Origin of the sequence: Streptomyces sp. SudanB5_2050, assembly GCF_964272335.1 — a bacterium.
Taxonomy (GTDB): domain Bacteria; phylum Actinomycetota; class Actinomycetes; order Streptomycetales; family Streptomycetaceae; genus Streptomyces; species Streptomyces rochei.
Genome location: NZ_OZ186760.1, coordinates 2,932,953 through 2,952,973, shown reverse-complemented (window position 1 = coordinate 2,952,973; position 20,021 = coordinate 2,932,953). Strand labels below are relative to the sequence as shown.

The following is a 20,021-nucleotide window of genomic DNA, read 5'->3' as shown; positions in this document are numbered from 1 at the left end:
ATGAGCAGCAACGAGACGCCCCGCGGCCCCGTCGACTCCTCCCGCGTGCCGCGCTACGCCGGGCCCGCGACCTTCGCCCGGCTGCCCCGCCTCGACGAGGTCGGCACCGCCGACGTCGCGGTGGTGGGCGTGCCGTTCGACTCGGGCGTCTCCTACCGGCCCGGCGCCCGCTTCGGCGGCAACGCCATCCGGGAGGCGTCCCGCCTGCTGCGCCCCTACAACCCCGCCCAGGACGCCTCCCCCTTCGCCCTCGCCCAGGTCGCCGACGGCGGCGACATAGCCGTCAACCCCTTCAACATCAACGAGGCCGTCGAGACCGTCGAGGCCGCCGCCGACGACCTCCTGGGCACCGGCGCCCGCCTGATGACCCTCGGCGGCGACCACACCATCGCGCTGCCGCTGCTGCGCTCGGTCGCCAAGAAGCACGGCCCGGTCGCTCTGCTCCACTTCGACGCCCACCTGGACACCTGGGACACCTACTTCGGCGCCGAGTACACGCACGGCACCCCCTTCCGCCGCGCGGTCGAGGAGGGCATCCTCGACACCTCCGCCCTCTCCCACGTCGGCACCCGCGGCCCGCTGTACGGCAAGCAGGACCTGACCGACGACGAGAAGATGGGCTTCGGCATCGTCACCTCCGCCGACGTCTACCGCCGCGGCGCCGACGAGGTCGCCGACCAGCTCCGCCAGCGCATCGGCGACCGCCCGCTCTACATCTCCATCGACATCGACTGCCTCGACCCCGCCCACGCCCCCGGCACCGGCACCCCCGAGGCCGGCGGCATGACCTCCCGCGAGCTGCTGGAGATCCTGCGCGGCCTGGCGTCCTGCAATCTGGTGTCGGCCGACGTCGTCGAGGTCGCCCCGGCCTACGACCACGCCGAGATCACCTCGGTCGCGGCCTCCCACACCGCGTACGAACTGACGACGATCATGTCCCGCCAGATCGCCCAGGAGAAGGCAGCGAAGTGACCCACGACCACGACCTGGTACTCCGTCCGACCGCCGCCCAGACGGAGGCCGCGCTGAATCCTCCTCCCGGCCGCAACGGCGGAGACCTGGTCGTGGAGACCCTGGCCGGGCTCGGCGCGACCACCGTCTTCGGCCTGCCCGGCCAGCACGCCCTCGGCATGTTCGACGCCCTGCGCCGCTCCGACCTGCGCTACATCGGCCTGCGGGTGGAGAACAACGCGGGTTTCGCCGCCGACGCCTACGGCCGGATCACCGGCGAGGCCGCCCCGCTGCTCCTGTCGACCGGTCCGGGAGCCCTCACCTCCCTCGCCGCGCTCCAGGAGGCGCGGGCGGCCTCCGCCCCCGTCCTCGCGATCAGCAGCCAGGTCCCGACGGCCGGTCTGGGCGGCGGACGCCACGGCTATCTGCACGAACTCCCCGACCAGGCGGCGTCCTTCCGGGGTGTCGTGAAGTCCGTCCACACCGTCCGCACCCAGTCCCAGATCCCGTCCGCCATCGCCGAGGCGTGGACCTCGGCGCTGACCGTCCCGCACGGTCCCGTGTGGGTGGAGATCCCGCAGGACGTCCTCCTCGCCGAGACGGCGGTCCCGGTCGTCACCGGCGGCGACACCTTCCCCGAGGAGCTGCCCCCGCGCCCCGAACTGACGGCGGTCGCCGCCGATCTGCTGTCCCGCGCGGAGCGACCGGCGATCATCGCGGGCGGCGGAGTCGTCCGGGCCGACGCGTCCAAGAAGCTCCGGCAGCTCGCGGAACGCCTCCAGGCCCCCGTCGTCACGACCTTCGGAGGCAAGGGCGCGTTCCCCTGGACGCACCCGCTCTCCCTCCAGTCCTGGCTGGAGGACCGCCACACCACGGACTTCCTGGAGGACGCCGACGTCCTCCTGGTGGTCGGCTCGGGCCTCGGCGAACTCTCCTCGAACTACCACACCTTCCAGCCGCGCGGCCGGGTGATCCAGATCGAGGCCGACCTCGGCAAGCTGGAGTCCAACCACCCGGCCCTCGGCATCCACGCCGACGCCCGCCTCGCCCTCCAGGCCCTGCTGGAGACGGTGGGGGAGCGCACCGACCCGGGTGCTCCGGAGCGGGTCCGCGCGGTCCTGGACAAGGTGCGCGAGCGCATCGCCTCCCAGGAACTCACCCTGGAGCAGGACGTGCTCACCGCCGTCCGCAGGGCCCTCCCGCCCGGCGCCCCGTCCTTCTGGGACATGACCATCCTGGCCTACTGGGCCTGGTCGGCCTTCGACGCCGAGGCTCCCAACGCCATGCACTCCGCCCAGGGCGCCGGCGGCCTCGGCTACGGCTTCCCGGCGGCCCTCGGAGCGGCGGTCGCCGACCCCACCCACCCGGTGCTGGCGGTCTCCGGCGACGGCGGCGCGCTGTACTCCATCGCCGAACTGGCCACCGCCCGCCAGTACGACCTGAACGTCACCTGGCTGATCGTCGACGACGGCGGCTACGGCATCCTGCGCGAGTACATGACCGACGCCTTCGGGCAGCCCACGGCGACGGAGCTGACCCGTCCCGACTACGTGGCGCTCGCCGAGTCGTTCGGGGTGCCGGGCGTGCGCACGTCACCGAAGACGCTGGAGGCGGACCTCGCGAAGGCCCTGGCCGCGCCGGGGCCCTCGGTGGTCGTCCTCCCCGCCGTCCTGCGCATGTTCGCGCCGACCCACCTGGACTGAGGCGGCCGGACCTACCAGATCGCCTCGACCCACTCCGGGTGGTCGACGAACGGGTTGCGGTTGTGCTGGTAGGTGTCGTAGACGACCTGGTTGCGGCGCTCCTCGAAGGCGTCCGGCGGGTCCTCGTCGTTCCACTGCTTCAGCACGTCGAGCTTGCCGATGTACGGGCTGCTGCCGTTGTCCACGCTGCCGTTGACCTCGAGGTCGGCCCAGCCGTCGCCGCCCTCGTAGCGGACCGCCATGTAGAAGATCATGCGGGCCACGTCGCCCTTGACGGCGTCGCGGGGCTCGAAGGAGTCGGAGTCGGTGAGGCTGCCGCCGCTGTCGGTGAAGCCGCTGCCGCCGTTGTCGAAGTCCTTGTTGCCCCGGACGCTGTTGACCCGGACGTCCTCGGGACGCAGGTGGTGGATGTCCGTGCCGGGCCCGGTCGCAGTGCCGAAGTCGCCGTGGGACTTGGCCCACACGTGCTCGCGGTTCCAGTCGCCGGTGTCCCCGCCGTTCAGCGACTTGCTGCGGGAGATGCCCGAGTACAGCAGGATGACGTTGCCGCTGTCGGCCGGGTCCTGGTCGGTGACCTTCAGGGCGTCCCAGACGGCCGAGTAGGAGAGCTTGGTCTGGTCGCTGATGATGGTGTGCAGGGAGGACTTGAGGCTGTCGCCCGTCTTCCCGATCGCGTCCTTGTAGTACGTCGAGTCGTAGTCCGATGCGGCGGCCGGTGCCGCCGTGGTCGTCGCCGTGGCCGGGGTCGCCGACATCGAGGGGGCGGCGAGGGCGGCGAGGACGGCGGCCGTGGCGAGGGCCACCGCTTTCCGGCGCCGGGTGCGTATCGCGAGCATGTGGGGTGTCCGATCTACGCGTGTGGAGTGGAGCGGTGGTTCGAGCGTGACATGGACATGTGGGAGGTGGGGTGTACGGAGAGTGGCGATTGCGTGACGACGGCCCCCGACCGGGGTGGTCGGGGGCCGTGGCGTTACCGGTGGGGCGTCAGGTCACGTCCGAGGGGTCCAGTCGGTAGAGGCCCGACGCGCTCTCCGTCCCGGAACCGGAACCGGAATCGGCACCGGAACCGACGGTGGAGGAGTCCGACGTGGACGAGGCGCCGTACGCGCTCGCCTCCACGGCGGTGCCGTGCTCCCGCACCCACTGGGTCACCTCGGAGCCGGCCCCGGAGCCGCCGCCCATGCCCCCGCCGACCTGGACGTAGTGCAGTTCGCCCTTCTTCACCAGCTCCTTGAGACGGGTGAGCGTCATCGCGTTGTCGCTGCCCGACCAGCCCCACATGGAGATGACCGGTTCGCCGCCGGCGAGGATGAGCTGGGCGGCGCTCTGCGAACCGGACACGGCCAGCAGCCACTTGGCGCCGTCCTGGTGCTTCTTCAGGTAGGCGACCAGTTCGGTGCTCGCACCGCCACCCGTGCCACCGCCACCCATGCCACCGCCTCCGCCGAAGCCTCCGCCGAGGCCGCCCCCTCCGCCGAAACCGCCGGCACCACCGAGGTCGCCGCTCGGGGGTGTGCCGGTTGTCCCGTCCGCTCCGCCCGGAGCCGCTCGGCCGTCGTCGCCGCCGCTCGGAGGGGTGCCGGTGCCAGGGCCGCCGCGGTCGCCCTGCGGCGGCTGTCCGCCTCCGCCGCCCGGGCCGCCCATGCCGCCGCCCGTCGACGGTCCGGCGGTCGGGTTGGTACCGCCCATGCCGCCGCCCGAACCGGACGGCACCGACCAGGCGTACGCCGCCGGGCCCGCGACGCCGGCGACCACGGCCGCCGCCACGGACACCGCCAGCAGGCGAAGCCGCCGCCCCGAACGGAAGACGAGCAGGCCCGTGATCGCCAGCGCCATGACCACCGCGATCGTCGGCCATAGCCAGGAGTTCCAGCCGGAGGCGCGGCGCAGCAGCACGACCGCCCAGACGCCGGTGACACCGAGGGCGAGCGGCAGCACCCACACCCAGCGGCGGTCCGCCCGGAAGGCCCGCAGCAGCATCACGCCGCCGCCCCCGCACAGTGCCGCGATGCCCGGTGCGAGGGCGGTCGTGTAGTACGGGTGCATGGTGCCCTCGGCCATGCTGAAGGTCAGTTGGTGCAGCACCGTCCAGCCGCCCCACAGCACCAGCGCGGCGCGCGTGAGGTCGGTCCGGGGAGCGCGGCCGCGCAGCACCAGGCCGGCGACGAGTGCGATGCCCGCGAAGGGGAGCAGCCAGGAGATCTGGCCGCCGAGGACGTCGTTGAACATCCGCCCGATGCCGGCGGTGCCCGAGAAACCGCCCCCGCCGCCACCGCCTCCGCCCATGTTGCCGTCGCCGCCGAAGATCCGGCCGAGCCCGTTGTAGCCCATGATCAGATCCCAGGCGGTGCCGTCCGTCGAACCGCCGATGTACGGCCGCTCGGAAGCGGGCACCAAGGACACCGCCGCCGCCCACCAGAAGCTGGCGACCGCCAGGGCGACGGCGGCGAGCGCGAGGTTCCTGATGCGCTTGGCCCAGCCCAGGTCGGTCGCGTACAGGTACACGACGAAGACCGCCGGCAGGGCGATGTAGCCCTGGAGCATCTTGGTGTTGAACGCGAGCCCGAAGCAGACCGCCGAGCCGAGCAGGGGCGGCAGCCGCCCGTCGCGTACGGCGCGCAGACCGAGGGCCGCCCCGCCCACCATCAGGAAGACCAGCAGTGTGTCCGGGTTGTTGTCCCGGTTGATGGCGACGGTGATCGGCGTGAGCGCCAGCACCAGCGCCGCGAGCGCCGCCGCGCCGTGGCCCCACACCCGTTTCACGCAGGAGTGCAGCACCCAGATGGTCGCCAGCGCGGCGAGGATCAGCGGCAGCATCATCTGCCAGGTCCCGTAGCCGAGCAGCCGGCAGGACAGCCCCATGACCATCAGGGCGAAGGGCGGCTTGTCGACGGTCAGGAAGTTCCCCGCGTCGAGCGAGCCGAAGAACCACGCCTTCCAGCTCTCGGTGCCGCTGAGCACGGCGGCGCTGTAGTAGCTGTTGAGGCCGGCCCCGGACAGGTTCCAGGAGTACAGCCCCGCCGCCAGGACGAGGATCGCCAGCAGCGCCGGCGAAGACCAGCGTGGCGTGCCGGGCGCGGAAGTCGGCGCGGGCGGCGGCTCGGTGGCCGCTTGCAGGGGAGCGGTGGCAGATGTCACCACGCCACCGTGTCCATCGGCGTTGGGCGAGGGCTGTGCTCCGACTTGGGGAGAGCTGTGAATCCAGGTCACCGACGGCCGAGGGCGGCGTGCTCACGCTCGGGACGGAGCGACGTCTTCCTTGAGGGACGTGATGAACGACGTCCAGCCGGAAGCCGAGAGGAGCAGCGCCGGCCCGGCGGGAACCTTCGAATCCCGCACCGCGATCACCCCAGGACGAGCGTCCACCACCTCCAGGCAACTTCCACCCTGGTCATTGCTGTGCGAGGACCTTCGCCAGCCTCTCAGAGTCGCGGCGTTGCGTATGGTCCGGTCAGTCATCGCCTTCAAAGCCCCTTGCTGTCGCTTTGAGCAGAGCCAGCGTCTCCTCGAGTGGCAGGGCGTTGCCCAGAGCGAAATCGTAGCGATGCTGCAGTTCCTGGACCACGGACGGGGTGTCGTGGAGCATGCCCATGTGCAGGCCCTCGGCGTACGCCACGGGCGGCTGGTCCTCGAACCACATCAGGGTGAGCATGTTGCTCAGCAGAGGGTGGGTCCCCAGCGCGAACGGCAGGACGTGCACTTGGATCCGGCCGCCTTGGGCGAGACTCGCGAGGTGCCTCAGCTGCTCCGCCATGACGCGCCGCCCGCCGATCCGGCGGTGGAGCACTGCTTCGTCGAGCAGCGCCCACACTACGGGGGTGACGGGATCGTCCAGAACCTTCGCGCGCTCCAGGCGTGTGACAAGGCGCCTGTCACATTCTTCCTCACTGATGCGAGGGAACGCCGTCCTCAGAACCGCACGTGCGTACCCTTCCGTCTGAAGGATGCCCGGCACGAAGGACAGCGCGAACTCCCGAATCATCACCGCCTGCGACTCCAACTGCCGCGCCGCCTCGAAGTAGTCGGCGACCGCCGCGTCCTCCTCGGGGAGGAAGCTGCTCAGCACGTTCCCCGTGTTCAGGGCGCGGTCCAGCCGTCGCGCGTCCTCCTTCGACGGCACCCGGCGCCCCGCCTCGATGTGCGCGATGTGCGACCGCGTCATGATGGCCATGTCGGCCAGCTGCTGCTGCGTCAGGTCGGCCGCTTCGCGTTGCTGCTTGAGCCAGTCGCCGTAGATGTTGCTCATCCGTTCGACTCCCGTGTGACAAAGGCGCCGTCACATCCGCACCCCTGGCGAGCCTAGCTCCGCCCGTCTCACTCTGTACGCGCATCGCTACCGAAAGCGATGCCCCCGCGACCGTCGCACCGGTCCGGGGGCGTGGTCACCGATCTCCACGGAGCCGACGACATGCGTCACCGCCTCGCCCGCCTCGCCGGGCCGCCCCCGCTTCCGCCGCTCGCCCTCCTGCTGCCCGGCTCAGGGCGGCGCCGCCGGTTCGCGGTGCGCGGCGTCGACCTCGGGGCCCGGGCGCCGTACGGCGTGGAGGTGGCCCGGTGAAGCACGGCGCGCGCCCGGCCCGGCTGCTGCCCTGGACCGGCTCCGAGGGCAAACCCTGCTATCTGCTGACCGACGGCGACGGCCCGCTGTCCCGGCTCGCCGACGTCGTCGAGGCCACCCACCTCGACATGGCGGAGGAGCTGTCGGACCACGCCGCCGCCCTGCTCGCGGACGCCCGGGCGACGCCCGAACAGCTCCGCTTCATGGTGCACCGCATGCGCGAGGCACTCACCGCGGTGCGCCGCGTCGCGGAGAGCCGGGGCATGCGGTCGTCCTGAAGTGGGCCGTCACTCGACCAGTTCGGGAAAGGTCTCCTTGAACTCGGCGAGCTGAGCGCGGTAGCCGGCGTTGAATTCGGCCAGTCCGTGCACGCCGAGGTTCTTCTCGAAGGCGACGCTCTGCCGTGGCACCAGGGCGGGTATCGCGCGGAACACCTCGCCCGCCGCCTTCGCGTGCCGGCCCTTCTGGACGGTGGCCACCAGGTCCTTGAAGAGGTCCAGCTCCAGGGCCCGGATGCGTTCGCTCGGACTGTCCTGGCCCCTGAGTTCCTCATCGGCGACCGGCCTGGCGCCGGAGGGCTTGGTGAGGAACTTCAGTACCCGCATCGTCGCGTACAGCCGACCGGCCAGTCGATGGCCGCTCTCGTTCTGGTCTGGCATGGCTCATTACTTGCCACCGGTACCGTGCCGAACCCTGTCCTTCGGAAAGCGGTCAACTCTTGGCCATTCCTCCGGCCTAGGGTTTCGGCCATGCGCCCGAGAACGCTCCGCACCTCCCTCGCCACCCTCACCGCGAGCCTCGCGGCGGCCGGCTGCCTGGTGGCCGCCGGACCGGCCGTCGGACCGGCCGCCGCACAGGAACGTCCGCAGAGGAACGCCTGCTCGCCCGCCGTCTCCCTCGCCGAGTACTCCGACGCCCTCGACAAGACCACGTACGACGGCACCTACGTCGGCAACCTCTCCGCACTCGCCCGCGACGGGCGGGGCGCGGTCGCCGCCCTCTCGGACCGTTCCGCCCTCTTCCGGCTGGACGCCCGCACCCTGAAGCCGCGGCACGTGACCCCGCTCGCCGACGAGAACGGCGCCGCGCTCGACGCCGAGGGCCTGGTCGTCGACAGGGACGGCAGCTATCTCGTCTCCTCCGAGACCGAGCCGTCCGTCCGCCGCTACTCCCGCACCGGTGAGATCCTCGGCCGCCTCCCCGTGCCGGACGACCTGCGCACCGCCCCGGAGGGCGGCGCCCGGGCCAACGGCAGCTTCGAGGGGCTGACCCTCCTCCCCGGCGGCCGGACCCTGATCGCCTCCATGGAGTACCCGCTCGCCGGCGACCCCGCCGACACCGTCCGCCTCCAGAGCTGGCGGCGGACCGGGCACGGCGACTTCCGGCTCGGCACCCGGTACACCTACCGGACCGACCCCGGCCTCGGCGTCTCCGAGGTCACCGCGACCCCGTCCGGCCGCCTGCTCGTCCTGGAACGCGGCTTCACCTCCGGCGTCGGCAACACGGTCCGCCTGTACCTGACCGACCGGCCCGGCGGCGGCACCGCGCTCGGCAAGCGGCTCCTCGCCGACCTGGCCGACTGCCCGTCCCTCGGCGCCACCGCCGGGCAGCCGCAGCCCAGTCCGCTCCTCGACAACTACGAGGGCATGGCCGTCACCGGCCGGACCGAGGGCCGCCTGGACGTCCTGATCGTCAGCGACGACAACCAGAACGCCGTACAGACGACCCGCTTCCTGCGGCTGCGCGTGCGCGCCTGAATTGTTGCGGCGGGATGAAATCCCCGCTCGCCCGCGTTGGTGCCTTCCGGTAGATCAGGTGAGCAGGACGACCGACGGACGACCGGAGGGCACGGCGTGGACGCGCAACGGGGATGGGCACGACGACTGGCGGGCTATGCCTGGCGCCATCCCAAGGACGTCGTCCTCGCCCTCGGCGCCTCGCTGGGCGGCATGGCCGTCATGGCCCTGGTCCCGCTGATCACGAAGGTGATCATCGACGACGTGATCAGCGCCAAGACCAGGGACATGGCCCTGTGGGCCGGTCTGCTGATCGGCGCCGCGGTCGTCGTCTACGTCCTGACCTACATCCGGCGGTACTACGGCGGCCGGCTCGCCCTCGACGTCCAGCACGACCTGCGCACCGACATGTACGGGACGATCACCCGGCTCGACGGGCGGCGCCAGGACGAACTGTCCACGGGACAGGTGGTCGGACGGGCGACCAGCGACCTCCAGCTGATCCAGAGCCTGCTCTTCATGCTCCCGATGACCATCGGGAACGTCCTGCTCTTCCTGATCTCCCTGGTGATCATGGCGTGGCTGTCCCCGCCGCTCACCCTGGTCGCGCTCGCCGTGGCGCCCGCCCTGTGGTTCATCGCCCGCCGCAGCCGCACCCGGCTGCACCCCGCCACCTGGTACGCCCAGGCCCAGGCCGCCGCCGTCGCCGGTGTGGTCGACGGCTCGGTGAGCGGCGTCCGCGTGGTCAAGGGCTTCGGGCAGGAGGAGCAGGAGACCGGCAAGCTCAGGGAGGTCGGACGCCGGCTCTTCGCCGGGCGGCTGCGGACGATCAAGCTCAACGCCACGTACACCCCCGCCCTCCAGGCCGTGCCCGCCCTCGGCCAGGTCGCGATGCTCGCCCTCGGCGGCTGGCTGGCCGTGCGCGGCAACATCACCCTCGGCACCTTCGTCGCCTTCTCCACCTACCTGGCCCAGCTCGTCGGCCCGGTCCGCATGCTCGCCATGGTCCTCACCGTCGGCCAGCAGGCCCGCGCCGGCACCGAACGCGTGCTGGAGCTGATCGACACCGAGCCCGCGATCGAGGACGGCACCAAGGAGCTGCCCGCCGACGCGCCGGCCACCGTCGAGTTCGACGACGTGTCCTTCGCCTACGGGGACGGGGACGAGTCCGGCGACGGCTCGGGCACCCCCGTCCTCGACGGTCTGTCCTTCGAGATCCGGCCCGGCGAGACCCTCGCCGTCGTCGGCTCCTCCGGCTCCGGCAAGTCCACGGTCTCCCTGCTCCTGCCGCGCTTCTACGACGTGACGCGCGGCGCCGTCCTGGTCGGCGGCCACGACGTGCGCGAGCTGACCCTCGACTCGCTGCGGGCCGCCATCGCCCTGGTGCCCGAGGACTCCTTCCTCTTCTCGGACACCGTGCGCGCCAACATCGCCTACGGCCGCCCGGACGCCACCGACGAGGAGATCGAGGCCGCCGCCCGTGCCGCGCAGGCGCACGGGTTCATCAGCGAGCTGCCCGAGGGCTACGCCACCACCGTCGGCGAGCACGGCCTGACCCTCTCCGGCGGCCAGCGCCAGCGCGTCGCCCTCGCCCGCGCCATCCTCACCGACCCCCGGCTGCTGGTCCTCGACGACGCCACGTCCGCCGTGGACGCCCGCGTGGAGCACGAGATCCACGAGGCGCTGAAGGAGGTCATGCGGGGCCGCACGACGCTCCTGATCGCGCACCGCCGCTCCACCCTCGGGCTCGCCGACCGCATCGCCGTACTGGACCGGGGCCGCCTCGCCGACCTCGGCACCCACGAGGAGCTGCAGCGGCGCTCCGCCCTCTACCGGCGGCTGCTGACCGACCCCGACGAACTGGGCGGCGTCTCGCCCGGCCACGCGCGGCCCGCGGCACCGGCGGAGGACACCTCCGTCCGTGACGAGCTGGACGCCGAGTTCGACGCCGAGCGCGGCGTCACCCCACGCCTGTGGACCGGTGACCGCACGCCCAAGGACACCGCGCTCGCCGGCACCCCCGCCACCCCGGAGCTGCTCGCCCAGGTCGAGGCGCTGCCCCCGGCCGACGGGACCCCGGACGTGGACGAGGCACGGGCCGTCGAGCCGGAGGAGTCCTACGGGCTGCGCCGGCTGCTGCGCGGCTTCCGCACCCCGCTGCTGATCAGCCTCGCCCTGGTCGCCGTGGACGCCGGCATGGGGCTGCTGCTGCCGGTGCTGATCCGGCACGGCATCGACGAGGGCGTCACCCGGCTCGCCCTGGGCGCGGTCTGGGCGGCCTCCCTGCTCGGGCTGCTGGCCGTCCTCGCCCAGTGGACGGCGCAGAGCGGCGAGATCCGGATGACCGGCCGGACCGGCGAACGCATCCTGTACTCGCTCCGGCTGAAGATCTTCGCCCAGCTCCAGCGGCTCGGCCTCGACTACTACGAGCGTGAGCTGACCGGCCGGATCATGACCCGGATGACGACGGACGTCGACGCGCTGTCGACCTTCCTGCAGACGGGTCTGGTCACCGCGTTCGTCTCGGTCGTCACCTTCTTCGGCATCATGGTGGCCCTGCTCGTCATCGACGTGGAGCTGGCCCTGGTCGTCTTCGCGACGCTGCCGCCGCTGATCATCGCCACGTACTTCTTCCGCCGGGCCAGCGTGAAGGCGTACGAACTGGCCCGCGAGCGGGTGTCCACGGTCAACGCGGACCTCCAGGAGTCGGTGGCGGGACTGCGGATCGTGCAGGCGTTCCGGCGCGAGCGCGACGGCGGGCGGCGGTTCGCCGAGCGCAGCGACAGTTACCGGCAGGCCCGCATCCGGGGCCAGTGGCTGATCTCGGTCTACTTCCCGTTCGTGCAGCTGCTCTCCTCCGGGGCGGCCGCGGCCGTGCTGATCGTCGGCGGCGCGCGGATCGACGACGGGACGCTGACGACCGGTGCGCTGGTGGCGTACCTGCTCTACATCGACCTGTTCTTCGCGCCCGTCCAGCAGCTCTCCCAGGTCTTCGACGGCTACCAGCAGGCGTCCGTCTCCCTCGGCCGCATCCAGGAGCTGCTGCGGGAGCCGACCTCGACGCGGGCCGCCGAGAAGCCGTCCGAGGTCACGTCCCTGCGCGGCGAGATCGCCTTCGAGGACGTGCGCTTCGCGTACGGCGACGAGGAGGAGGCCCTGACCGGCATCGACCTGCGCATCCCCGCCGGGCAGACCGTCGCGTTCGTCGGCGAGACCGGCGCGGGCAAGTCGACGCTGGTGAAGCTGGTGGCCCGGTTCTACGACCCGACGGGCGGCCGGGTGACCGTCGACGGGCAGGACCTGCGCGACCTGGACCTCACCGCGTACCGGCACCGGCTCGGTGTCGTCCCGCAGGAGGCGTACCTCTTCCCCGGGACCGTCCGCGACGCCATCGCCTACGGCCGCCCCGACGCCACCGACGCCGAGGTGGAGGCGGCGGCTCGGGCGGTCGGCGCCCACGAGATGATCGCCCGGCTCACCGGCGGCTACCTCCACGAGGTCGCCGAGCGGGGCCGCAACCTCTCCGCCGGGCAGCGGCAGCTGATCGCGCTGGCCCGCGCCGAGCTGGTCGACCCGGACATCCTGCTCCTCGACGAGGCGACGGCGGCCCTGGACCTGGCCACGGAGGCGCAGGTCAACCAGGCCACCGACCGGGTCGCGGGCCGCCGCACCACGCTCGTCGTCGCCCACCGGCTGACCACGGCCGCCCGCGCGGACCGCGTCGTCGTCATGGACCACGGGCGGGTCGCCGAGGACGGCACGCACGAGGAGCTGCTGGCGCTCGACGGACGGTACGCGCGGCTGTGGCGGACCTTCGTCGGTGCCGCCGAACCGGAGGAGCCGGTCGGGGCCCTGCACTGACCGCCCGCCCGGCCACGCCCGCGTGATCGCGCCACCGCGCAACCGTGCGACCGGTGCGCTGCGTCCGTACACCCGTACGACGGTGGGCGTCGTGCGCAGGGACGAAAGGGACCGCGGTGGGACAGGCTGGTGCTCGCACACGCCGGAGGCTGGCGCTCGGCACGGCCGTGCTGACGGCGGCCGGGCTGCTCGCGGTCGCGGCGCCGCAGCAGGCACAGGCCGCGACGGGCTGCCCGGGCCGCAAGGTCAGGACCCTGACGTTCGCCACCGGTTCGGTCGTCGTCCACGAGCGCGGCGCTCACGTCTGCGCCGTCACCGTCCCGAAGAAGCCGGGCACCAAGCGGCAGATGTCGGTCAGCGTGCAGGCGCGCGGCGGCCGGCCGGTCGTGGACTCGGGACGGTTCGCCCACCGGGCGGGACCGGTGACCGTGTACGCCGGGAAGCGCTGCGTGTGGGTGCGGGGCGCGGTGTCCGGGCGTTCGGTCAGCTCCGGCTGGATCCTCTGCTGAGCCGGTCCCGGCGGCCGGCGCCGCCGGGCATTTCCTCATCTCCCCTGGTGTACGGGTGACTTGCTCCGATAGCTTCCGGCGCACATCTGTTTCACAGGGAGGGTGCATGCGCAAGGCGCTCAGATGGCTGCTGGCGCTCGTGGTGCTCATAGGCACCGCCGGCACGGCGGGCGCGGCCACCGCCGCCGAGCCGAAGGCCGTCGACATCAAGGACAGGCTGCTGTCCGTACCGGGCATGAGCCTGATCGAGGAGAAGCCGTACACCGGCTACCGCTTCTTCGTCCTCAACTACACCCAGCCGGTCGACCACCGGCGCCCGTCCGCGGGCACGTTCCAGCAGCGGATCACCGTGCTGCACAAGGACGTGAGCCGCCCGACGGTCTTCTACACCGGCGGCTACAACGTCTCCACCAACCCCAGCCGCCGCGAGCCGACCCAGATCGTGGACGGCAACCAGGTCTCCATGGAGTACCGCTACTTCACCCCGTCCCGGCCCCAGCCGGCCGACTGGTCGAAGCTGGACATCTGGCAGGCGGCCAGCGACCAGCACCGCATCTTCGAGGCGCTCAAGCCGATCTACTCGAAGAACTGGATCTCCACCGGCGGCTCCAAGGGCGGCATGACCGCCACCTACTACGAGCGCTTCTACCCGCGCGACATGGACGGCGTCGTCGCCTACGTCGCCCCCAACGACGTCGTCAACCGCGAGGACTCGGCCTACGACCGCTTCTTCGCCCGCGTCGGCACCGAGGAGTGCCGCGCCCGGCTCAACGGCGTGCAGCGCGAGGCGCTGGTGCGCCGGGCGCCGCTGAAGGAGAAGTACGAGGCGTACGCGGCCGAGAACGGGTACACCTTCGACACCATCGGCAGCCTGGACCGCGCCTACGAGGCCGTCGTCCTGGACTACGTCTGGGGCTTCTGGCAGTACAGCACCCTGAAGGACTGCGCCGGCATCCCGGCCGACGCGAAGAACGCGACCGACGACGAGATCTGGAACTCCGTCGACACGATCTCCGGCTTCTCCTTCTACACCGACCAGGGCCTCGCCCCGTACACGCCGTACTACTACCAGGCGGGCACCCAGCTGGGCGCGCCGACGATCCACTTCCCGCACATCGAGAGGAAGTACATCCGCTACGGCTACCAGCCGCCGCGCAACTTCGTGCCGCGTGACATCGACATGCGGTTCCAGCCGTGGGCGATGCGGGACGTCGACAACTGGGTGAAGCGCAACGCCCGGCAGATGCTCTTCGTGTACGGCGAGAACGACCCGTGGGGTGCCGAGCCCTTCCGTCTGGGTCACGGCGCGCGCGACTCCTACGTGCTGACCGCGCCCGGCATGAACCACGGAGCCAACGTCGCCGGCCTGGTGCCCGAGGAGAAGGCCCTCGCCACCGCCCGCATCCTCGACTGGGCGGGCGTCGCCCCCGCCGCGGTCCAGGAGAACCCGTCGGCGGCCAGGCCGCTGGCGACGTTCGACGCCAAGCTGGACAAGCGGGACGTGCAGCGGGAGCCGGCACTGCGCCCGTAGGACGGTGGCCGTGCCCGGCCGCACATGAGCCGCCGAGGCGCTCACAGCGGCCGGGCACAGCCCACCGGGCGTTCGCCGCCGAGGCGGACGTAGAGCCCGGTCGAGGCGGGGCAGTCCGCGCGGGCGGTCACCGCCTCGACCACCTCGAACTGCGGCTCCTTCTTCCCCGAGCCGTCGCAGGCGGTCTCGCGGACCTTGCCGCCGCCGGCGTCGTAGACGCAGTCGCCGACGATGGTGCGCGGGCCGCCCCCGCCACCGGGGTCACCGGGGTGCGGCGGCTGGAGCCTGCGCATGCAGGCGTAGCCCCGGGGCACGGCTCCGTCGCCGTCCTCGTCGGCCCAGGGGCGCTGCTCGCTGATGTGCAGGACGAAGTCGGTGGTGGCGGGGCACGGCGGCCCGTCGTCCGCACGGCCGTCCTCCCGGGCGACGACCCGCGCCGCCGCCCGCTCACTGGCGCACGGCACCTCGGTGAAGCTGACCGTCCCGAACGAACTGCACTCGCCGACCGCGAGGAACACCGCCCCGTACCCGGAGGGCCGCACGGCCGCCGGTCCGGGCGCGGTGGCCCCGCCGGCCGGCCCGGTGCCCCGCGAGACACCACCGCTCCCGTCGGCGCCGTCGCCCGCCGGGCTCTGGCACCCCGTCAGCAGCACGGCGCACCCTGCCGACAGGGCGCACAGCGCCCGCACAGCCGCTCTCCCACGCATCGCCATCCCCCCGGATCCCCCGTCCAGCGTGACCCGCCGGGGCGGGCCACGCCAGACGCGCGGGGCGCATTGCGCAGGGGTGACGGGGGCGCCCCCGGCGCGCGGCGTAGGCGCGCTACGGCCGGCGACCGGTCACCGCCGCCTACGACCGGTACGACAACCCGTGCCCGAGCGGGTACAGCACCGTGCCGGGATCGTCCGCCGCCACCACCGGGACCGGCAGCTTGCCGCGCGGCCGTACCCGCCCCGCGATCACCCGGGCGGCGGCGCGCACCTCGACGTCCGTCCAGGAGTAGGCGGCGAGGAAGGCGCGGACGTCCGGGAGGTGGGCCACGTCGTACGGGTTGCGGATCGCGACCGCCACGACCGGCTTGCCGGTCTCCAGCAGCCGCGCGACCAGCGTGCGCTGACTGCTGCCCGCCGTGACGTTGTACGTCGCGACCACGACCGCGTCGGCGTCCCGGGCCGCCGCGACCGCGCGGTCGACGACGGTCGCCGAGGGCGCCGTGCCGGTCGACAGGGCGGTGGCGGTGAAGCCCAGCTCGGTCAGCGCGCCCGCGAGGACACCGGTCGGCGGTCCGGTCGTGCCCGAGGGGGACGCCGGGTCGGCGCCCACGACGAGTACCCGGCGGTGCTCCCGGCGGGACAGCGGCAGCAGCCCGCCCTCGTTCACCAGCAGCGTGGTGGACCGTTCCGCGATCCGGTCCGCCGCCGCCAGGTGGCCGCGGGTGCCGACGGTGCGGTCGACGTCCCGGCGGCTGGTGTAGGCGTCCCGGAACAGACCCAGCTTCGCCTTCAGCCGCAGCACCCGCAGGATCGATTCGTCGAGCCGCGCCTCGGTGAGTTCGCCCTCCCGGACGGCCGTCAGGACCGCGTTCCAGGCGAGCGGCAGGTCCGGCGGGTTGAGCAGCTGGTCGACGCCGGCCTTCAGCGCCAGCACCGGCACCCGTTCGTCGCCGTACTTGGTCCGCACGCCCTGCATGCCGAGGGAGTCGGTGACCACCACCCCGTCGTAGCCCAGTTCCTCGCGCAGGATGCCGGTGAGGATGGGGCGGGAGAGGGTGGCGGGGTCGCCGGAGTCGTCGAGCGCCGGGACCATGAGGTGGGCGGTCATGATGGCGTCGATGCCGGCCTCGATCGCGGCGCGGAAGGGCGGCGCGTCCAGCTCCTCCCACTGCTCGCGGCTGTGCGTGATGACCGGGAAGCCGGTGTGGCTGTCGGTGGCGGTGTCGCCGTGCCCCGGGAAGTGCTTGGCGCACGCGGCGACCCCGGACCGCTGGTACCCGGTCACCTCGGCGGCCACCAGCTCCGCCACCGCCTCCGGGTCGGCGCCGAAGGACCGTACGCCGATCACGGGGTTGGCCGGGTTGACGTTCACGTCGGCGACGGGGGAGTAGTCCTGGCGGATGCCCATGGCGTGCAGCTCGGCGCCCGCGATCCGGCCGAGGGTGCGCGCGTCGGACCGGGACCCGCCCGCCCCGACGGCCATCGCGCCCGGGAAGAGGGTCGCCGGTTCGCCCACGCGGGCCACGATGCCGTGCTCCTGGTCGGTGGAGATGAGCACGGGCAGGCCGCGCGGCAGCTCCAGGGACGCCTTCTGGATGCCGTTCGACAGGTCGGCGATCTGGTGCGGGTCGCGGGTGTTGTGCGCCCAGGCGAAGTAGATGATGCCGCCGACCCGGTACCTGGCGATCAGCTCCGCCGCGGTGCGGACGCCGATCTCCTCGAGGTTGGCGTCGATGTCGGCCTGGTCGGGGTCGGTCGCGGAGTGGCCGTAGACGCGCATGACGAAGAGCTGGCCGACTTTCTCCTCCAGCGTCATGCGGGAGATGAGGGCGCGCAGCTTGTCGTCGTCGGGCCTGCGGGCGTCGGCGTGGGCGGTGCCGCCGCCGGCCGCCAGGGCCGCGCCGACGACCGCGGTGGCGGTGAGGACGGTACGTCTGGAGGGGTGTGCGGTGCTTCCCGTGCCGGCCGTGCTGCTGTGGTGCACGTGCGCTCCTTCCGGAGTGATCCGCTGGGAATCGCTGGAGAGCTGCTGAAGGAAACTTCCAAGGAGTCACCAATATCCGGGAAGTTTCTGCCAGTCAAGGGAGCGCACAGGCATCACCGGAAGCCGGGTCGACGGGCCGAAGGGGCCGCCGCCGGCGCCGGGAGGGGGCGCGCCGACGGCGGCGGGCTGCCGGCCGCGGTACGGCTGGAGAGGGTGGTCGGCGGTCGCAGCCGGCAGCGAGGCCGACACCGCACCACGGAGACTCGTCCGACAACGCGCGGGTTGGACGGACGGGACCGGCAGGGGGTTCCGCCCGGCGCCGACTTTCCGCGAAGTCGGTGCGCGTGGGGCCGAGGGGACGCGAGCGGCCCCGCCGCCCGCCGGAGGGCGTCTTCGGACGCCGGCCTCGCGGGAGGGGTCAGCCGGACCGGGGCCGGGCGGGTGGGCCGGCGGCGTGGGAGGCGACGTCCGGCCAGTGGGCCTTCAGGGTGCGCACCGTCTCCGCGATCGCCGGACGGCGGGCCGCGCCCGTGCGCCACAGCGCGTACAGGTGCCGTACCGGCATCGGGTCCAGCGCCACCTCCACCACCCCGGCGGGCAGCGGGCCGCGCCCCAGCCGGGGGATCAGGGCGACACCCAGCCCGGCCGCGACCAGCGCGACGATCGTGGGGTTCTCCTCGGCCTGGTGGACGACGTCCGGTTCGTGCCCCGCGCCCCGCAGGGTCCGCAGCAGCCAGTCGTGGCAGACCCGCCCCGGCGGCTGGCAGATCCACCGCTCGCCGCCCAACTCCTCCCGCCGCACCGCGGTCCGCCCCGCGAAGCGGTGCCCCGCGGGCACGAGCAGGTCGCACAGGTCGTCGCCGATCACCGCCTGCTCCACCCCGGCCGGTGCGGGCAGCGGCGCGATGTCCCAGTCGTGCGCCACCACCAGATCGACGGCGCCCTTCGCCACCAGGTCCACCGACAGATGCGGGTCGACCTCGGTGAGCCGCGTGTCGAGCGCCGGATGCCGCGCCGCGAGGTCGGCCAGCACCGGCGGCAGCAGACCGCGCGCCGCCGACGCGAACGCCGCCACGGTCAGCCGCCCGGCCGGCACCCCGCGCCGCTCCTCCAGCCGTGTCTCGGTCCGCTCCACGATGGCCAGCAGCTCCCGTGCGGCCGAGGCCAGTTGCCACGCCTCGTCCGTGAGCCGCACCCCGCGTCCCTCGCGTTCCAGGAGGACGGTCCTGGTCTCCCGCTCCAGTTTGGCGATCTGCTGGGACACGGCGGACGGCGTGAAGCCGAGCGCGGTGGCGGCGGCGCCGACGGAACCGTGCACGGAGACGGCGTGCAGGGCACGCAGACGCTGAAGGTCGAGCATGACGACTCCTGGAGCGACCGAAGAGGGCGGAGGGCGGGGGAGGGCGGCCGAGGGCGGCCGAGGGAAGAAGCATTAGGGACGCTACATCCAATCGTGCAGCAATCATCGCTGGTGCTTCACGGTCGCGGAAGGCGATCCTCGACGCATGCGACCTTCCCACCTCTTCCTGGGCGTGCTCGTCGCCGCCGTCTGGGGCGTGAACTTCACCGTCATCGAGATCGGCCTCGACCACTTCCCGCCCCTGCTCTTCTCCGCCCTGCGCTTCCTGGCGGCGGCGCTCCCCGCCGTCTTCCTGGTGGGCCGCCCCAAGGTGGCCTGGAAGTGGATCGTGGCGGTGGGCCTGGTGCTCGGCGTCGCCAAGTTCGGCCTCGTCTTCGCCGGCATGGACGCGGGCATGCCGGCCGGCCTGTCCTCCCTCGTCCTGCAGATCCAGGCGGTGTTCACCGCGGTGATCGCGGCGGCGGTGCTCGGCGAACGCCCTTCCCGGGTCCGGGTGTTGGGCATGCTGGTGGCGCTGGCCGGCATCGGCGTCGCCGCGGTCGACGAGGGCTCCTCCGGCCCGCTGGGCGCGTTCGCGATGGTGGTGGCGGCCGCGGCGGCCTGGGGCGTGTCCAACGTCCTGACCCGCAAGGCGTCCCCGCCCGACGCCCTCAACTTCATGGTGTGGGTCTCCACCGTCCCGGTGCTCCCGCTGCTGGGCCTGTCCCTCCTGACGGAGGGCGCCTCCCGGGACCTCGCGGCGCTGCGCGGCCTGGACTGGCAGGGCGCGGGCGCGCTGCTCTTCGTCGCCTGGGTGTCGACCGTGTTCGGCTTCGGCGCCTGGGGGTGGCTGCTGCGCCGCCACCCCGCCTCCACGGTGGCGCCGTTCTCCCTGCTGGTCCCGGTCTTCGGCATGTCGTCGGCGGCCCTCTTCCTCGGTGAGCCGGTGACCGGACTGCGGTGGTGCGCGGCGGTGCTGCTGGTGGGCGGTGTGGCGCTGGCGTCGCTGACGCCCCGTCGGCGCGCCATCCGACGAGACGCCGCGTCTTGCGTCCCGCCCGTGCGTGACGTAGAGTCTCCGGAGGAACGAGACGAGACGTCTCGTTTGCTTACCCCGTAGTCCACCGAAGGGCCCC

General features: G+C 72.8%; 17 protein-coding genes. 9 read left to right on the top strand and 8 right to left on the bottom strand.

The window, feature by feature from the left end; all coding sequences use genetic code 11:
• Together speB and ACFZP7_RS13125 are read left to right on the top strand one after the other, a co-directional pair.
• Window positions 1-972, top strand: a complete 972-nt coding sequence (gene speB, locus ACFZP7_RS13130) for an agmatinase (protein ID WP_030969566.1) — start codon at window positions 1-3, stop codon at window positions 970-972.
• Window positions 969-2,654: a thiamine pyrophosphate-binding protein gene (locus tag ACFZP7_RS13125; protein ID WP_385634481.1), complete on the top strand. Its 1,686-nt coding sequence runs from the start codon at window positions 969-971 to the stop codon at window positions 2,652-2,654. Before speB ends, ACFZP7_RS13125 begins: the two co-directional genes overlap by 4 nt.
• A gap of 11 nt (window positions 2,655-2,665) precedes the next feature.
• Here ACFZP7_RS13125 and ACFZP7_RS13120 read toward each other — a convergent pair whose 3' ends face one another.
• The 4 genes from ACFZP7_RS13120 to ACFZP7_RS13105 all read right to left on the bottom strand — a co-directional run bounded on the left by ACFZP7_RS13120 (window position 2,666) and on the right by ACFZP7_RS13105 (window position 6,900).
• Window positions 2,666-3,490 carry an endonuclease I family protein gene (locus ACFZP7_RS13120; protein WP_385634480.1) on the bottom strand — a complete coding sequence of 275 codons (825 nt, stop codon included), beginning with the start codon at window positions 3,488-3,490 and terminating at the stop codon, window positions 2,666-2,668.
• Window positions 3,491-3,638: 148 nt separating this feature from the next.
• Window positions 3,639-5,792 carry an ArnT family glycosyltransferase gene (locus ACFZP7_RS13115; protein WP_385634479.1) on the bottom strand — a complete coding sequence of 718 codons (2,154 nt, stop codon included), beginning with the start codon at window positions 5,790-5,792 and terminating at the stop codon, window positions 3,639-3,641.
• Between the two features lie 93 nt (window positions 5,793-5,885).
• Window positions 5,886-6,113, bottom strand: a complete 228-nt coding sequence (locus tag ACFZP7_RS13110; protein WP_125773019.1) for a DUF397 domain-containing protein — start codon at window positions 6,111-6,113, stop codon at window positions 5,886-5,888.
• Window positions 6,106-6,900 (bottom strand): helix-turn-helix transcriptional regulator, encoded by a 795-nt coding sequence (locus tag ACFZP7_RS13105; RefSeq protein ID WP_127434170.1) that lies wholly within the window; start codon window positions 6,898-6,900, stop codon window positions 6,106-6,108. Before ACFZP7_RS13105 ends, ACFZP7_RS13110 begins: the two co-directional genes overlap by 8 nt.
• A 162-nt stretch (window positions 6,901-7,062) precedes the next feature.
• Here ACFZP7_RS13105 and ACFZP7_RS13100 point away from each other — a divergent pair, with 162 nt between their 5' ends.
• Together ACFZP7_RS13100 and ACFZP7_RS13095 are read left to right on the top strand one after the other, a co-directional pair.
• Window positions 7,063-7,212 (top strand): hypothetical protein, encoded by a 150-nt coding sequence (locus ACFZP7_RS13100; RefSeq protein WP_158913596.1) that lies wholly within the window; start codon window positions 7,063-7,065, stop codon window positions 7,210-7,212.
• Window positions 7,209-7,490 carry a hypothetical protein gene (locus ACFZP7_RS13095; protein WP_046248812.1) on the top strand — a complete coding sequence of 94 codons (282 nt, stop codon included), beginning with the start codon at window positions 7,209-7,211 and terminating at the stop codon, window positions 7,488-7,490. The genes ACFZP7_RS13100 and ACFZP7_RS13095 overlap by 4 nt, the downstream gene beginning before the upstream one ends.
• Before the next feature lie 9 nt (window positions 7,491-7,499).
• On the opposite strand, the gene ACFZP7_RS13090 is transcribed toward ACFZP7_RS13095, so the two are convergent.
• On the bottom strand, window positions 7,500-7,871 hold the full coding sequence (locus ACFZP7_RS13090; protein ID WP_031014329.1) for a hypothetical protein: 372 nt from the start codon (window positions 7,869-7,871) through the stop codon (window positions 7,500-7,502).
• 90 nt (window positions 7,872-7,961) lie between these two features.
• Between ACFZP7_RS13090 and ACFZP7_RS13085 the strand changes: the two genes are divergently transcribed.
• From ACFZP7_RS13085 to ACFZP7_RS13070, 4 genes are all read left to right on the top strand, one after another.
• Window positions 7,962-8,969 carry an esterase-like activity of phytase family protein gene (locus ACFZP7_RS13085; RefSeq protein ID WP_385634478.1) on the top strand — a complete coding sequence of 336 codons (1,008 nt, stop codon included), beginning with the start codon at window positions 7,962-7,964 and terminating at the stop codon, window positions 8,967-8,969.
• 96 nt (window positions 8,970-9,065) lie between these two features.
• Window positions 9,066-12,809: an ABC transporter ATP-binding protein gene (locus ACFZP7_RS13080; protein WP_385634477.1), complete on the top strand. Its 3,744-nt coding sequence runs from the start codon at window positions 9,066-9,068 to the stop codon at window positions 12,807-12,809.
• 116 nt (window positions 12,810-12,925) lie between these two features.
• Window positions 12,926-13,318, top strand: coding sequence for a hypothetical protein (locus tag ACFZP7_RS13075; RefSeq protein WP_030969550.1), 393 nt, complete (start codon window positions 12,926-12,928; stop codon window positions 13,316-13,318).
• A 106-nt stretch (window positions 13,319-13,424) separates the two neighbouring features.
• A complete protein-coding gene (locus tag ACFZP7_RS13070) occupies window positions 13,425-14,849 on the top strand; it encodes a S28 family serine protease (RefSeq protein ID WP_199578124.1) in 1,425 nt (474 codons plus the stop codon).
• Window positions 14,850-14,890: 41 nt separating this feature from the next.
• Here ACFZP7_RS13070 and ACFZP7_RS13065 read toward each other — a convergent pair whose 3' ends face one another.
• The 3 genes from ACFZP7_RS13065 to ACFZP7_RS13055 form a co-directional block, all read right to left on the bottom strand.
• The gene (locus ACFZP7_RS13065) at window positions 14,891-15,556 is read right to left on the bottom strand and encodes a hypothetical protein (RefSeq protein ID WP_031014335.1); all 666 of its coding nucleotides are present in this window, start codon (window positions 15,554-15,556) and stop codon (window positions 14,891-14,893) included.
• Window positions 15,557-15,698: 142 nt separating this feature from the next.
• Window positions 15,699-17,546 carry a glycoside hydrolase family 3 protein gene (locus ACFZP7_RS13060; protein ID WP_385634476.1) on the bottom strand — a complete coding sequence of 616 codons (1,848 nt, stop codon included), beginning with the start codon at window positions 17,544-17,546 and terminating at the stop codon, window positions 15,699-15,701.
• A 418-nt stretch (window positions 17,547-17,964) separates the two neighbouring features.
• Entirely contained in the window at window positions 17,965-18,906 is a 942-nt protein-coding gene (locus ACFZP7_RS13055) for a LysR family transcriptional regulator (RefSeq protein WP_031014338.1), read from the bottom strand.
• A gap of 145 nt (window positions 18,907-19,051) precedes the next feature.
• On the opposite strand from ACFZP7_RS13055, the gene ACFZP7_RS13050 reads away from it, so the two are divergent.
• Entirely contained in the window at window positions 19,052-20,005 is a 954-nt protein-coding gene (locus ACFZP7_RS13050; RefSeq protein ID WP_385634475.1) for an EamA family transporter, read from the top strand.
• The last annotated feature ends 16 nt before the right edge of the window (window positions 20,006-20,021 follow it).